The following is a 12,036-nucleotide window of genomic DNA, read 5'->3' on the forward strand; positions in this document are numbered from 1 at the left end:
CCTACCAGTGCCAGATCTGGTTCCAGGCCTCCATCCAGTCCCGGCCGTCGCTGACGACGGTCAGGTCGTCGGGAAACGAGACCCCCGGCTGGCCCCTGTAGTGCGCCGCGTTGTCCACGGTGTCCAGTTCGATGGTGATCTTCGTGGGTGTGTCGGGCACGTAGGGTTTTATGTCGGGCATGTCCTGCAGTGCCTGCCGCGCCCCGTCCTCGATCATCTGCCGCGCGCGGACCGGGGGTATCTGCCGGGCGGAATACCTTGACAGGCCTCGTTTCACGGCGACGATAGGCAGGTTTTCTCCGAGTAACTCCCGGGACTCGCGGCATACGGCCTCGTCGCCGGTGACCAGCAGCACGGGGCAGTCGTAGTGTCCGCAGAGGGCGGCGTTGATGCCGACTTCGCCCACTTCGTCGTCGTTGAACCGCAGGCTGCGCCAGCCCGTCGTCGAGATCGTATGGCACATTACGCCGTCCGGCGTGTTCGCCCGGGCGTGCATGCCGACGAACACCGCGGCGTCGCAGCCCGTCTCGAACATCTCCGTGTAACGCGACCAAGGGTGCTTGGCGACCCACTCGCATCCCGGATCGAGCAACTCGGGTACCAGCGAATTAAAGGTCCAGTCGCCGCCCGCACCGTGACAGTCCACCACCACGATTTCCTCCGCGCCCGCGGCCCGGGCGCCCCGGACGGCGGCGTTGATCTCCTCGGTGTACAGCCGCCGGCCTTCCTCGTACATGGGCTTGCCACCGTTTACCTGGTCCCAGGCCACGATGCCGCTGATGCCTTCCATGTCCGTCATCATCAATATGCGCATGGTAATCCCTCTCTGTGCTAAGGGTAATCTGTGTTGTCGTCCTGCCTGGCCGATCTGTGACGGTGACCAGGTCTGGGCGGTGGCCAGGCCTGGGCGGTGGCCCGGTCTGGGCGGTGGCCCGGTCTGGGCGGTGGCCGGGTCTGGGCGGTGGTTGGGCCTGGGCGGTGGCCGGCATTCGACAATAACCGTTACTCGAACAGGGAATACTTCGATGACGGGACGATTCCCGCCCGTTCGGCCCGATCGTACAGGTCGCGAATCGCCGCTTCTCCGTCGTCTCCGTACTGAAGTGAATACTGATTTACATAGAGGTCGATGTGCTGCTGCATGACCTTTTCGTCCATCTCCTGTGAATGGCGCCGGATGTAGGGCTTCACTTCATCAGGATGGGCGTATGCGAATTCGATGCTCGATCGTATCGACCGGTTGAGTCGTTCGTGTATATCGCCGCCCAGGTCCCTCCGCGCGAGGATTCCGCCCAGTGGAATCGGATGACCCGCCTCTTCCTCCCACCAGGCGCCGAGGTCGATCACCTGGGACAGACCGTATTCGGCGTAAGTGAACCTGCTTTCGTGGATGATCACCCCGGCGTCGACGTCGCCTCGACGGCAGGCCGGCATGATCTGATCGAAGGGCAGGTAAACCAGTTGATCCAGGGAAGGATCGAAAAGCCTCATTAGCAGCGCCGCCGTGGTCAGTCGGCCGGGCAGGGCGATCTTCTTGTCCTTCAGTTGTTCCGGGCGCAGCGGTTCTCTCGAAACCACAAGCGGACCGCAACCCCTGCCCAAAGCTCCACCTGCCCGGAGCAGGACGTAGTGGTCGCGCAGGTGACCGAGAGCGTGAAAGGAGATCTTCGTCAGATCCAATTTCCGCTCGAGGGCCAGGGTATTCAGGGTCTCGATATCCTCCAGCACTTCCCGGCACTTCGGTGCATTGGGAATTCGGCCCTGGACCAGGGCGCAGAAGATAAACGTATCGTTCGGACAGGGCGAGTAGCCGAGAGAAAGGGCGGTCACGGTGAACTCCGTCTGCGTACGGAACCGACGTTCCATAATCTACCAGCAAAAGGAGGCACCGCTACCGCGCACCGCATCAGCATACCCCGCTTTCCACGATCCATTCGACCGCTCGCCCACAGCGCCGGATCGCCAGGGGCAGATCCCATTGCGACAGGTCCCGGTCGACCACCCGGTTGCTGATGCCGCGTATCTCCACGAAGGGAATGTAGTTGGCCGCGGAAACATGGGCTGCGGCCGCTCCTTCCATGTTCTCGCATATCCCGTCGTAACGGGCGGCCAGCGTATCGCCGACTGCCTGAACGCCGCTGCACCGCTGCACCGTAACGAAAGGACCGGCCGCGATCCCGCAAGCTGTTTCCCCTTCCATCCCATTTTTGACGTGCAGTAGAATCACATCGGCCCGTGTGACATCCAGCGGTATCCTGTTGTAGACAGGCTGCCTTTGGGGTCGTCCGTGGTTGCCGGTCCGGGCGGGAAGCACGGGAAAACCCATCCCTTCCAGGTCGATCCAACCATCCGGGGCTAAAACGCCGGTATCACCGTAGCACTCTTCCGTTGCAATTGCGAGGTCACCTACTTCGAGCCCGGACCGCACGTACGCGCCGCCCACGCCGAATTGCAGGATCACGGCGGGGTCATGTCGCGTCAGTGCGAGGGTCAGGGCCGCGGCCGTGTTGACCTGGCCCACGCCGCCCTCGATCAGAAGCACCGGCTTCCCGCACAACGAGCCCAGGTGCCAGGGCCGGGCCAGCGGATGGTCCGTCCCGGAGATCTCCATCCGTGCCTGGACCCATTCCTGTTCCATTTTCGTCGCGGTGATGAGTAGATAGTCCAGTTTCATGGCTCACCCCTGTACCCGGCCCTCGACGGCCAGCAGGTAGAGGGTTTGTGAAACGGCGGTGGAATCTATCCATTCCCGGTAGTCGGCTTCCGCGGCCGCTCGCTGCGATTCGGTAAGGTACCCGTCCTGAACCATTTGAATACCACGGGTCGCAGCGACCGCCGACCAGATGCCCAACCGGGATTTTCTGTCGCCGTCGAGGCTGTCGGCGTGTTCGTGCTGCGCGGTTACCCGGATATCAACGAGTCCCAGCCGGTCAAATGCAGGCGCGATATAGTCGGCAATCGCGTTGTCCATGCCGGCGTCGGAACGCCATGCCAGGAACACTTCGTAAAACGCCTGCATACTCGCAGGCGGACGCGGATCCCATACGATCTTCTCGTGATTATAGTCCAGCACAAGAAACCGGCCGCCCGGCGTGATGGCGCTGATGCAGCATTCGATCGCCCGCCTGGGAGAGGAGAGCCACTGGATCACCCGGGCTGCGCTGGCGAGGTCAAACGCACGACTGAACGGCATATGGTGTATGTCTGCTGCGACGAAACCGGGGCCGCGAGGGCTTGCGTTGACGGCCTGCTGGATCAGGTCTACATCAATATCGAGCCCTACGGTAATGCCGGAAGGGTTTTTTTCGTAGATCCCTCTTGTGATCGCCCCGGTTCCGCACCCGACGTCCAGCACACGCATCCCGGGTCGGAGCAGCTCGTCAAGCCGCCGGTGCGAGGAAGAAAGCGTTCGTTCATTCAGGATCTCTTCCGTACCGGATGGCATACGCGCGCGTATCCGCGCCTGGTCCGCCGCCTTCCTGGTGTCCGCCCCCTTCGTGCTATCCGTGTCCTTTCCGCTGTCCTGCTTCAGCATTCGACATCGACCCACCGGCCCGTATCGTTCGACTCGACCGCCGCATCGATAACGAGCTGGGCCGCCAGGCCGTCCCGGAACGTGGGCGGTTCGTCCTCGTCCTGCCGGATATTGTTAAGGAATGACGTAACGATGGTGCCGTCACCGGGCGGTTCCGGCATCTCGACGGGCGTGTATTCCGCCTCCGTGGACCGTTCCATGAGGCGCTGGTCGCCCGTCATCTGCCAGCGATAGGAAGTCCGCTCGCAATCTACCCGGATGGAATGTTCCTGGTGGAGCCTGCTGGCCCTGATCGACCCGCGGGCGCCGTTTTCAAACCGCAGCAGCACCTGGCAGACGTCATCGTTTTCCACCGGTCCGGTCTCCTTGGGAATATCCAGTCTCTCCGCTCGATGCAGCCGGCGCAGTTCGCCGAAGTGTCCGCCCGACGTCAGTAACGGACGCCGCGGAATGTACACGGCCAGCTCCGCATTTACCTGCGAGATCTCGCCGACCAGCCAGCGGGCCGCGTCAATCATGTATACCCCGAGATCGCCCAGGGCGCCGGTTCCGGCTTCGGTCCGCTTGAACCGCCAGGTCAGCGGAAAGCGGGGATCCCTGGCCCAGTCGAAGGACCAGTGGGCATCAAAAGTATGGATCTTTCCGGCCCGGCCTTCCCGCAACAGGCGGGCCAGGAGCCGGAGCGCCGGAAAAAGACGGATGCCCGATTGCACGCCCGTTTTGACTTTCCGGTGCCGGGCATCGGACCACATCTCCCGGGCCTGCGACCCGTTCAGTGCAAGGGGCTTCTCGCAGAACACGGATTTCCCGGCCGCCAGGGCTGCAAGGGCAATGGGATGGTGCAGGTGATGGGGCGTGGCGATACCGACGGCGTCGATGTCGTCTCGATTAAGCAGCTCGTTCGCGTCCCGGCAAACGTGGGGAATGTCATACTGTTCCGCCAGGGACCGGGCGCTTTCGATACGGCGGCTTGCAACCGCGGTCAGCGTGGTTTCTTTCCGCCACGCCTCCGCATGGGCATGGGCAATGTGCCCGGCGCCGATCATGCCGATGCGAACGATGTCATTCATGGAGCAGACCGCCCTGCCGGAGTAATGCCTCCGTGGTCGGTTCCCTTCCGCGGAAATCCCGGAAGACGTCCATGGGATGCCGGCTGCCACCCAGGGCCAGGATGGTATCGCGGAACCGCCGGCCCAGACTCCGCATCTCCGCTTCGTTCTCGAGCCCCGCTTCCTCGAAGGCGGAGAACGCGTCCGCGCTGAGCACTTCCGACCACTTGTAGCTGTAGTACCCCGCGGCGTAACCTCCCGCAAAAATGTGGGAGAACGAGCAGAAGAACCGGTCTTCCTCCAGCGACGGCAGGATCAGCGTCTCCCCGTCGATTCGGCGCTGCACGTCCAGGATCGTCTCCGTGCCCGCTGGATCGAAATGCTCGTGCAGTTCCATGTCGAGCAGGCCGAAGTTGACCTGCCTGAGCGTGTTGCTGCCTTCCCGGAAGGTCCTGGCACCGAGCAGGCGGTCGATGATCTCGTCAGGAAGCGGTTCGTCCGTCTCGTAGTGGCGGGCCAGGCCCTTCAGTGTTCCCCGGTCGTAACACCAGTTTTCCATGAACTGGCTGGCGATCTCCACCGCGTCCCATTCCACGTTGGATATGCCGGACGCCATGCCGTAGTCGATAGTGGTCAGCATGTGCTGTAGCGCGTGGCCGAATTCGTGGAACAGCGTTTCCACTTCGCGGAACGTCATGAGCGAGGGCTTGCCGCCGACCGGTTTACCCTGATTGCAGATCATGTAGGCCACGGGCAGGCGGGCGGACTGTCCCGCGGAAGCCATGACCGCGCTTCTGCCCACCAGCGTATCCATCCACGCGCCGCCCTGCTTCTCCGCGGGACGGCTGTAGGGATCCAGGTAGAAGGCCGCCATGGGCTCGCCCCGGTCGTCGAACACCCGGAAGTACTGGACGTCCTCGTGCCAGACCGGCGCCTCGCCGGCCGCCTCCTCCAGGCGCACGCCGAAGAGGCGCTCCGTTAGTTCGAACAATCCGTTCAGCACGCGGGGCAGCGGGAAATAGGGTCTTAGTTCCTCGTCCTTCAGATCGTAGCGTGCCTCGCGAAGCCGTTCCGCCCAGTACGGGACGTCCCAGTGCCTGAGTTCGTCGTCGCCATCCACACCATCCACACCATCCACGCCGGCCAGCGCCTTCAACGCTTCCATGTCTTGCTCGGCGGCGCCACGGCCCGCGGCGCGCAATTCGTCGAGCAGACGCCGCACCGAACCCGCATCGGGCGCCATTTTACGGCTGAGGCTCAACGCTGCGAAGGTGTCGAACCCGAGCAGTCTGCACTTGTCGATCCGCAGGGCGATGATCTCCCTGGCAACGTCTCTGTTGTCCCACTGGCCGTCCGACGCCTTGGATATGAAGGCGCGGTACATGCGCTCGCGCAGGTCCCGGCGCTTGCTGTGCTGCATGAACGGCATGAAACTGGGGTAGTCCAGCGTGAGGACCCAGGGTCCGTCCGATGCCGTGGCCTCCTCGTGGCCCTCCTGCCGGGCCGTATCCGCGGCCAGTTCAAGCAGGGTATCGGGAAGGCCCTCGGTCTCTTCGGCCTCCGTAAGCTTGATTTTGAACGCCTTGGTGGCGTCGAGGACGTTGTTGGAAAACTTCGTGCTCAGCTCCGCCAGCCGCTGGCTGATCTCGTTGTAACGCTCCCGGTCCGCGTCATCCAGGCCCACCCCGTTCAACTCGGCCTCGCGTATGGCCGACTCCAGGATCCGCTGCTGGGCAGGTTCGAAATCCCTCGCTTCCTCGCTGTCTCGCAAGGCGCAATAGGCCTGGAAAAGGGGCTTGCTCTGCCCGAGCCGGTTGCCGAACTTGACCACATCGGCGAGCAAGGGGTCGTACACTTCCCGCAACTCGGGCGAGTTCTTCACCCCGTGCAGGTGGGACACGATGCCCCAGATACGGCCGAGGTCGTCTTCGATGCTTTCAAGTGGATCCATCAAATCGCGCCAGGTGCGCGGCGTGGTCTCCTCGAGCCGGGTTACGGCCTGTTCGCAGCTCTCGAGCAGGGCGCGGATTCCGGGTTCGATATGATGGGTCTCGATCCGGTCGAAGGCGGGAAGATCGTCCCAGTTCAGCAGCGGATTGTTTTCCATTTTCGATCGCCTTGCCTTTTTGTAGCGTGCGTTTATCTTGGGGTACGATCCACGCCGGAAACAGCGGCGCGGGAACCGTAGCAAATTACGAAGTACCACGGTCTAAATCAACCGATCATTTCCAGTGGAACCGGAACGAAAAGGATGACGGAAAAGCGATTCAGACGGCGGCTGCAACGCTATCCCGCGGTGAGTGACCTGCGGCGGCTGACGCGCAAGAGGCTACCGCACATCGCCTGGGAGTACCTCGACTGCGGCACGGGCGACGAACGGGCCGTGGCGAGGAACCTGGAACGTATGGCGGAGGTCACGCTCGCGCCGGTTTTCATGAAGGGCGACCTCAAACCCGATCTGACCACGACCCTGTTCGGACGGACCTACAGCGTACCCTTCGGCATGGCGCCCGTGGGGCTCACCGGGCTCATGTGGCCCCGGGCGGAGTTTATCCTGGCGGCCTCGGCCGCGAAATATCGCTTCCCTTACTGCCTGAGCACGGTGGCCACGCAAGCGCCCGAGACGGTCGGACCCATCGTGGACGACATGGGCTGGTTCCAACTCTATCCGCCCCGGCGCCGGGAAATCCGCGACGATCTGCTTAAGCGCGCCATGGATGCCGGCTTCCATACGCTCGTGGTGACGGCTGACGTGCCCATGGGCAGCCGCAGGGAACGGACCAGCCGCGCGGGCCTGGAGACGCCGCCGCGGATCACGGCCGGATTCGTGTACGAAGCGCTGGTGCATCCCACCTGGACGATCCAGACCTTGCTCGCCGGGCTGCCCAGGCTCAGGGCCATCGAAAAGTATGCCGATTCGAAGCAGATGGGCGAGGTGGCGAGTTACGTCGGCCAGGAACTGGGCGGCACGCTGGACTGGGACTATGTTCGCGAAGTCCGTGATCTGTGGGACGGACCGGTGATCGTGAAGGGCATCCTTCACCCCGACGACGCGGAACGGGCGATAGAGGCCGGCGTGGACGGCATCCAGGTCTCGAACCACGGTGCCCGGCAGTTTGACGGCACGCTCGCCGCCATCGACGCGCTTCCGCCTATCGTCCGCCAGGTCAACGGTCGGGCCCGCATCCTCTTCGACAGCGGGGTGCGCACCGGGCTGGACATCATCCGGGCGCTCGCATTAGGAGCTGATTTCGTGCTGCTCGGCAGGGCCTTCATGTACGGCGTGGGCGCATTCGGCAAGACGGGCGGCGATCACGCCTTCGAGATCCTGAAGGCCGACCTCGAAGTCAACATGGTCAACCTGGGATGCGCCTCGGTGGACGAGATCCCCACTCCGGTCCGCCCGGAGTCCGCCTAGCAAGTCTGCCCCACTCAACTGGCCGCCGCCTGTACAGGGCTGCTTCATTCACCCCGCCGCGTCCGTCTCGTTCACCGCGCTCAGCCGGCCGCCTCCTGCTCAACTCACCACAATCACCCCGCCGCTTCCGCCAGGGTCCCCCGCCCGACTCTCTTTGTATATACCAGGCTGCAGAATCCCAGGCCGACCGAGAAAACCGTTCCGATCACCGCCAGCAGCAGCATGCCGCCCGATTCGAAGAGGATTCCTGTCACAAGGCTGGCGGAACTCGCCGACAGCGCGATGAACATCTCGTTAACGCCCTGCACGCGGCCCCGTTCCAGGGGCGCAAGCGCGTTGGAGAGCAGGGAAGAGCCGGCGATGAAGCAGAAGTTCCACCCCAGGCCGAGAAGGAAGAGAGCGATCGTCAGGGGGATGAACCGGGGCGAAACCGGGGTGATCACGCAGGATACGACGAGGATGAGCACGCCCCACTTCACGATGGCATGCTGCCCCCACCGCATGATCAGCCGTCCGGTGATGCCAGAAACGCCGAACATGCCGATGGCGTGGGCCATGATGACCCACGAGATCAGCCACGTGCCATGGTCGTGGTGGCTCATGTGCAGGGGCGTGATCACCATGAGCAGCGTCATGACGAACTGGCCGATCACCATGGCTGCGATCCCGTACCGGACGTGCACGTTGCGGAGGATCTCCCGCACGGGGCGCGTAGTCGTCTCGTCGATTTCCGATTCGGCGGAAGGTTTGATGCGCCGTGCGAGGTCGAGCGGGTCGGGGCGGACCAGGAAGAGGGTAAGCAGGACCGCCGCCAGGCTCAGGCCCACGCCGACGACAAAGGGTCCCGACATGGGCGGATAACCGTACTGTGCGATCCAGATCCCCGCGGGCGCCACCATCATGGCGCCGCCGATGGCGCTGATGGTGCCGGCGGATACGATTCGGCCGATGATGCGTGCCCGTTCGGACTCGGGATAGATTTCCGCGCCGATGAACCGCGCCTGCTCACTGGAACTTCGCGCCATGCCCGCAAAAAAAGACGCGACGCAGAATCCCGCGAATGAATGGACGGCCACGCTGAGGAAACTGGCCGCGGCGGCGATCAGGGACGACAGGTATCCGGCCGTAAGCCCGGCCCGGCGGCCCAGGCGGTCCATGATCCAGCCGAAGGGGAAAGCACTGATCGAGCGCGCGAGAAAGGCGATGGTCATGGGCACGCCCGTCATGCGCTCGCTGTCGGACAACTGCGCCGCCAGGATGGGCACGACGGTGAAGGCCGCGACCTGGGTGGCGCCGAAAAGGGCCTGGGTGACGAAGAGGGTGTGGGTGATCCGGCTGCGGACCGACTGAAGCTGTTCCGGTTCCATTGTGCTCCCGCGGCCCGGTATTCATGCCGTTCTGCCGCTGGTAACTCCTCTCCCGATCAGATGACTTCCAGCTGATCACGGTCCGGCAGCGCGGGGAAGGGCGCGCTCGGCAGGGTCTGGTACCAGAAGGCCACCGATGCGACATCGTCCTGGAGCGCCTGGTAGGGGCCACCCTCCGCAAAACCGAGCAGTTGCCGCCAGCCCAGCGCCTGGATGGTTACCTTCAGGTCCTCCTCGAACCGCACCGGATCCGACACGTGCCACCGGTACATGCCGAACCGCTGCTGGGACTTGTACATGCCGTCGGGGCGGATGACCTGGGGCATGCCCGCGTACGGGGTGGTGTACTCGACGTACTTGCCGTCGATGTCGAAGTTGTACGAACCGCAGAAGTAGTCCTCGACGCCCGTCCCGCAAATCGTCGGAAACTCGTCGTCCCCGTCGATGTAGAACTTGATCTCCCCCTCGCCCCACCATCCGTTGCTGTTGGACCCCCACGCCATGTAGGTGCCGACGTAATGGCCGTGCCCCTGTACGCCGTCCAGTATGGTGAACACCTCTTTGTACGGAACGGGGTTCGTCCGCCGGAAGCTCGCGTGGAAATAGCCGATGTCGTCGGGGACCTCGGTCAGCGTGTAGTCGATCTGGTAGTATACGCGCATCTTCTCGTCGGCGATGTTCTCCAGCGTTATGCGGCAACGCTTGCGAAAGGGCATCTCCCAGTAGCAGTTGAACGCGCTGGCCGGGTTTACGCACACGGCCAGCGAGGACACGTGGGCGTATTCACTCCACCCGCACGCGAAGAAATCGCCCATGGGGCACTCCACGGAGGGATGTTCCTCGTTATCCCAGTAAATGCGCAGGATGGCGAAGCGCCAGTGGCCGGTGGGCGTCAGCCAGATATGCTGAATGGCCCCGGAACCTTCGATATCGGCCATCGTCAGCGTTTCCCCCGCTTCGATGTCGAAGGAAGGGGAGATCTTCCAGCCCTGCCCCAGGTGCCGTGCGTTATGGGCGCCTGTGCCCTCCGTGGCCATGCCGCCCCGGCCCTTACCGCCGTCCGTGTTTTCCGGCGAGATGGACCGCGTCTTGGCGCGCGACAGGCGCGGCAAGTTTCCCATGTCCATGCCCAGTCCGTTGAACATATGCGCATCTCCTCGTGTGATCTTCTCTTGATAAGGTGAACTTGGGTTCACTATAATACGTTCCGCGATGGCGCTCGCACAGGTCTTTTTGGTTGTTCACAACCGACGGAAGCGACGGTAGATTTTGCAACGCGACGTACTCTACTACATCGCCGATCCCATGTGTTCCTGGTGCTGGGGATTCAGTCCGGTGCTGGAGGCGGTCTCCGGCGTGCTCCCGGAAGAAACCCCTATCCGCTACGTCATGGGCGGCCTTGCCCGGGACTCTGCAGCTCCCATGCCGGAGGACACCCGTTCCTACGTGCAGTCCCAGTGGCGGCTGGTCGCCGAACGGACGGGCGCGGAATTCAACTGGGATTTCTGGAAGGACTGTGAGCCCAGGAGATCGACCTACCCGGCCTGCCGGGCGGTCATCGCCGCCGGGATGCAGCGGCCGGACGGGACCGGTGCGATGTTTCACGCCATCCAGCGGGCCTACTACCTCGAAGCGCGGAATCCTTCGGACGCGGAAACCCTCGTGCAGCTTGCCGGTGAATTGAACCTGGATACGCAGCGCTTTTCAAAAGACCTCGTCTCGGTCCGTACCGACGAGCTACTCCACGAGGACTTCACACTTCGCCGGTCTCTGCACGCCGACAAGTTCCCCACGATGATCCTGGAACATGACGACAACCAGTTCTGGCTGGCCTACGGGTACGAAGAAGAAGACCTGGTGGTGGACTTGCTGACCTCGGCGCTGCTTTCCTGAATGCGGGACGTCGGGCAGCGTTCCGGCTGCGGCTCGTGACGCAAGCCCTCTTCGCGGGTCGCCGCCTGCCGCTGCCGGGCCGACGTCTGGCCGATGCCGGTCAGCCGGACGCTACATCCCCTCGACCCTGGGATCGATCCACATATACACGAAATCCACCACGATGTTGGCGCAGACCACCATCGCGGCCGAGAAGAGCACGACGCCCATGATCATGGGCACGTCAAGATTGAAGACCGACTGCAGGGCCAGGACGCCCAGGCCGGGCAGGGCGAAAACGTTTTCGGTAAACACCACGCCGCCCATGAGCGCCGCCATGTCGAGGCCGAGGACGGTGATGACGGGGATGACGGCGTTCCGCAGCCCGTGCTTGAACAGGACGACGTACTCGGGGATCCCCTTGGCGCGGGCAACGCGCACGTAATCGGCGTTCAGCACTTCCACCATGTTCGTGTGCACCAGCCGGGCGTAATAACCCGTAATCACCAGGGCGAGGGTCGCCGCCGGCAGGATGATGTGGGTCCAGCCCGCCCATCCGCCCACAGGAAACAGGCCGGTCCGGTAGGCCAGGTAGTACTGCAGCATGCGGGCCAGCCAGAAGACGGGCAGGGAAATGGCTACCAGGGATACGATGAGCACCGTCCGGTCGATGGCCCGGCCGCGATACTTTGCCGTGAGGATGCCCAGCGGTACGCTGATCAACATCCACAGGCATACGGCCGTCAGGGCCAGGGAGAGGGTTACCGGAAACCTCGCCAGGAGGGCGTCGAGCAC

The 12,036-nt window shown here is 63.5% G+C and carries 11 protein-coding genes; 2 read left to right on the forward strand and 9 right to left on the reverse strand.

Annotated features, from left to right (window positions below):
• Nucleotide 1 precedes the first annotated feature (1 nt).
• The 6 genes from OXH56_02270 to OXH56_02295 all read right to left on the reverse strand — a co-directional run bounded on the left by OXH56_02270 (nt 2) and on the right by OXH56_02295 (nt 6,691).
• A complete protein-coding gene (locus tag OXH56_02270; GenBank protein MCY3554126.1) occupies nt 2-814 on the reverse strand; it encodes a M55 family metallopeptidase in 813 nt (270 codons plus the stop codon).
• Between the two features lie 188 nt (nt 815-1,002).
• Nucleotides 1,003-1,830: a 1,4-dihydroxy-6-naphthoate synthase gene (locus OXH56_02275; protein MCY3554127.1), complete on the reverse strand. Its 828-nt coding sequence runs from the start codon at nt 1,828-1,830 to the stop codon at nt 1,003-1,005.
• A gap of 76 nt (nt 1,831-1,906) precedes the next feature.
• Nucleotides 1,907-2,674 (reverse strand): futalosine hydrolase, encoded by a 768-nt coding sequence (mqnB, locus tag OXH56_02280; GenBank protein ID MCY3554128.1) that lies wholly within the window; start codon nt 2,672-2,674, stop codon nt 1,907-1,909.
• Between the two features lie 3 nt (nt 2,675-2,677).
• A complete protein-coding gene (locus OXH56_02285) occupies nt 2,678-3,535 on the reverse strand; it encodes a methyltransferase domain-containing protein (GenBank protein MCY3554129.1) in 858 nt (285 codons plus the stop codon).
• Nucleotides 3,529-4,605 carry a Gfo/Idh/MocA family oxidoreductase gene (locus OXH56_02290; GenBank protein MCY3554130.1) on the reverse strand — a complete coding sequence of 359 codons (1,077 nt, stop codon included), beginning with the start codon at nt 4,603-4,605 and terminating at the stop codon, nt 3,529-3,531. Before OXH56_02290 ends, OXH56_02285 begins: the two co-directional genes overlap by 7 nt.
• A complete protein-coding gene (locus tag OXH56_02295; protein MCY3554131.1) occupies nt 4,598-6,691 on the reverse strand; it encodes a M3 family metallopeptidase in 2,094 nt (697 codons plus the stop codon). The genes OXH56_02290 and OXH56_02295 overlap by 8 nt, the downstream gene beginning before the upstream one ends.
• A gap of 144 nt (nt 6,692-6,835) precedes the next feature.
• Between OXH56_02295 and OXH56_02300 the strand changes: the two genes are divergently transcribed.
• A complete protein-coding gene (locus tag OXH56_02300) occupies nt 6,836-8,002 on the forward strand; it encodes an alpha-hydroxy acid oxidase (GenBank protein MCY3554132.1) in 1,167 nt (388 codons plus the stop codon).
• A 113-nt stretch (nt 8,003-8,115) separates the two neighbouring features.
• On the opposite strand, the gene OXH56_02305 is transcribed toward OXH56_02300, so the two are convergent.
• Together OXH56_02305 and OXH56_02310 are read right to left on the reverse strand one after the other, a co-directional pair.
• Entirely contained in the window at nt 8,116-9,369 is a 1,254-nt protein-coding gene (locus OXH56_02305) for an MFS transporter (GenBank protein MCY3554133.1), read from the reverse strand.
• 56 nt (nt 9,370-9,425) lie between these two features.
• Nucleotides 9,426-10,514, reverse strand: coding sequence for a DUF2961 domain-containing protein (locus OXH56_02310; protein MCY3554134.1), 1,089 nt, complete (start codon nt 10,512-10,514; stop codon nt 9,426-9,428).
• Nucleotides 10,515-10,638: 124 nt separating this feature from the next.
• On the opposite strand from OXH56_02310, the gene OXH56_02315 reads away from it, so the two are divergent.
• The gene (locus tag OXH56_02315; protein MCY3554135.1) at nt 10,639-11,262 is read left to right on the forward strand and encodes a DsbA family protein; all 624 of its coding nucleotides are present in this window, start codon (nt 10,639-10,641) and stop codon (nt 11,260-11,262) included.
• A gap of 111 nt (nt 11,263-11,373) precedes the next feature.
• On the opposite strand, the gene OXH56_02320 is transcribed toward OXH56_02315, so the two are convergent.
• Nucleotides 11,374-12,036: ABC transporter permease (locus OXH56_02320; GenBank protein MCY3554136.1), on the reverse strand; the 663-nt coding region annotated here is incomplete at its 5' end.

The organism is Gemmatimonadota bacterium (assembly GCA_026702745.1).
Classification (GTDB): domain Bacteria; phylum JAAXHH01; class JAAXHH01; order JAAXHH01; family JAAXHH01; genus JAAXHH01.